Below are 2,574 nucleotides of genomic sequence, written 5' to 3' on the forward strand. Positions count from 1 at the left end.
TATAGCCCCCGTTCCCCCGAAGGGGGACAAGCCGCAAAAGTGATTGTTTTATTATTTGATGTATAAAAAGCCTTTTTGGGTTTGTTGTTGCCCTTCTTTATAATAGGTAACAATATAAAAATAAGTACCCGCAAGAGGTTTGTTACTTATAGTTTTTAGATTAGAGTAACCCCTAAACACTTCACCGTTTTTGCCGTAATAGTTGTTCTCGTATACTTTGAGTCCCATTTCATCAAAGATAAGCACCAATATAGGATAGTTTTCATCAGCATTTTCTACTTTGAAATAGTTCTCGGGGTTAGTGGTTGAGACAGCATTGTATATAATAGGTGATGGGGTGGACGAGTCGGACGGGGCTGACGGGTCGGGGGTAGGGTTGGTTGGGGGTTGGGGTTGTGGGGTTGGTTGAGGTTGAGGGTTAGGCTGCGGCTGTGGTTGAGGGTTAGGTTGAGGGTTAGGCTGTGGTTGGGGCTGTGGTTCTGGCGTAGTTTCAGGTTTTGTAGGGTCTTTTTGTATCATAAAACCTCCTACGTGATAAGGCTTTGTACAAGACAATGCATAAGCCAAGCCATCAATCACTTCTATTTTGATGATGCCTTGTCCTCTTTGTTTGCCGAAATGTCCGTGAGTAGTGCCTACAGAAATATTAGGAAGCACTACTTGACAAGCTCCATTGTTAGGTGCTTCTTTTTTCAATACGTATTTATAGGTTTTACCAGAGTCGGTTGAAAGAAGAATACGCACCTTGCTATCCTTGCCAAAAATAGCCTCATCTACCTGCCAATGAAGCGAAAGTAGTTGTCCTCCTTTGTAGGTTTTGTTTTGTTCCCAACTGCCATTGTCGAAGTTTTGTATTTGAAAAATTTTACCTTTGGCTATTTTCACTTGCACCTCTTCTACATCGTATTTCACTACGTGGTTGTTATCGCTTTTGTTATGATCGGCGGCTGCTAACCAAAAAGTGAAAGTACCTTCTTTGTAAGAATCGGCAGCTCCTATGGGTACAAAGGTATTGCGTTCACTCTCAAACCAAGTAGTTTCAAAGCGTATATTACCATCAGATTTTCCTTTGTAGGTGATAAAACGAGCGTTAGATTTGGTAGAGTGAAAACGCCTATCAGCAGGGTGAGCTATATAAGTAAGCGCATCGCCTTCGGGGTCGGTAGCGTTGAGATAGAATTGAAAATAAGTTTCTTCTGGGATAGTGTAGGTTTTCTTAAGATGTGTTCTGTCAAGCACTGGGGGGCGGTTGTTGCTCTTTACCCCATAAACAAGGTTAGAACCTGTCCCCACTACACGCTTGCCTGCTTCTTGAGTGCGCGCTTCATCGGCGTAATAAGCCATAGAGTTACCCAAGAACTTGCGTATTTCTTGCAGACTTACGAGCGAAAAGAAATCGCGTGGGTGCTCGTGTCCATAACTCATAATTGATTGACCCGATCCAGTTTCGGTTTTACTAGAATATTGCCCTCCGTTAGAGAACGTATGGTCTGAACCGAACATGTGTCCTATTTCGTGGGCAATGGTAGAAGGTTTTACAGGGCGCGCTGCCGCATTGGCTTTGTTGTGTTGCTCATAAGCAGCATAGACCATCGCCAAGCCATTGTACCTTTCGCGATAATCGGTGAGGATAATTGCTATATCGTATTTGTTTTTATCGTAACGTTTGTTGAGCGTGATAGTACCGTTGTTTACCACTTCATTAGCAGCTTCCCTTCTGCGGAATAAATGATTTTCTTCAGTAGTAAAAATAAGTGCCTCATCATCTACCAAAGTAAAATCCACCCCCACATCATTGCGATATAACTCATTCATAAAGGCAACGGTGGCATACCAAAACGTTTTGATTTTATGTATATCTCTATTGAAATATGTCGAATTGTAAATGCTGTAATCCACTGGTATTGCCAAGCGGTAGTGCCTGAACACACCATCGGTGTGAATTAGCGCTTTAGGATAAAGTGAATTGTAAATCTCGGGTTGCTCGATAGGAGAGTCGTTATTATCTTCATCGCCTTCGGGGAAGAAATTGCGGGCAGAGAGCGCTTGTTTTCCCAAAGAACTCGCACCACAATCGTGTTCATCGGTTACTGCTTCAACAGTAAGCATTCCTTGGGGAGAAGTACCCAATACATAAGATTTTCCTCTGTAAAAAATTTCACCGCTTAACTGCTGTTTGTCAAAGCTGATGACGCCTACAAAATGATCTTGATAATAACCTACAAACGAGTGAAAACCATTAGAAGTAGTTCGCGCTTGCCATTGTAGGAGTATAGAGGTTGAGTTAGGAATAGGAGGTGCCCATTCTACGGAAGACTTTGTAGCAAAAAGAGTTATAATACTTTGGATGTTAGTTTGTGCATTGGCTACTTCTATGCTTAGGCATAGCCAAAGTAAGTAGCGTAGTAGATGTTTCATTAGTTTAGTTTTAAAAAACGGTGCAAAGGTACGAAACAATTAACAAATAGCAAGGAAAAATTAACACTTTTTAAAAAAACATCAGAGAGAGTTGGAGCCTCTCGTAGGGTTACTCATTGGTAATATAACGTGAGTTCGACGTAAGTAATTATTTAA

The 2,574-nt window shown here is 41.6% G+C and carries 1 protein-coding gene; it reads right to left on the reverse strand.

The genetic code is table 11. The annotated features are described in order from the left end of the window. Nucleotides 1-51 precede the first annotated feature (51 nt). Nucleotides 52-2,418, reverse strand: a complete 2,367-nt coding sequence (locus HMPREF9073_RS11370) for a reprolysin-like metallopeptidase (RefSeq protein ID WP_009413919.1) — start codon at nucleotides 2,416-2,418, stop codon at nucleotides 52-54. Between the last annotated feature and the right edge of the window lie 156 nt (nucleotides 2,419-2,574).

Origin of the sequence: Capnocytophaga sp. oral taxon 326 str. F0382, from assembly GCF_000318295.1 — a bacterium.
Lineage (GTDB): Bacteria > Bacteroidota > Bacteroidia > Flavobacteriales > Flavobacteriaceae > Capnocytophaga > Capnocytophaga periodontitidis.